Genomic DNA, 341 nt, shown 5'->3' on the forward strand with positions numbered 1-341 from the left:
TTTTTTGTGTATTGGTTTTATCAAAAGGCCTCAGCTAAAGTCAACTTTTACTAAAGTTTTGATACCCGTTTGATACCCATTTGATACCCAAATACACCGACTATGAAAGCCCTCTACACCTTTGTTTACAACCGGAAAAATAAACTTAATAAAGATGGAGAAGCTCTTGTCCAGATTCAGGTTTATTATCAGCAGAAAAGAAAGTGGATTAGCACCGGTATTTACCTTAAACCAAAAGAGTGGGATGAACGCCGCAGCGAGGTCAGTTACCACCACCCTCGTGCTGATGAACTGAATGAGGAACTGCAGGAATACCTGGGGCAACTCCGCACCCATGAACG

The 341-nt window shown here is 41.9% G+C and carries 1 protein-coding gene; it reads left to right on the plus strand.

What is annotated here, in order from left to right; all coding sequences use genetic code 11:
- Window positions 1-102: 102 nt before the first annotated feature.
- On the plus strand, window positions 103-341 hold a 239-nt coding region (locus F752_RS25050), incomplete at its 3' end, for an Arm DNA-binding domain-containing protein (RefSeq protein ID WP_040665134.1).

The sequence above is a fragment of the Nafulsella turpanensis ZLM-10 genome, assembly GCF_000346615.1.
GTDB lineage: Bacteria > Bacteroidota > Bacteroidia > Cytophagales > Cyclobacteriaceae > Nafulsella > Nafulsella turpanensis.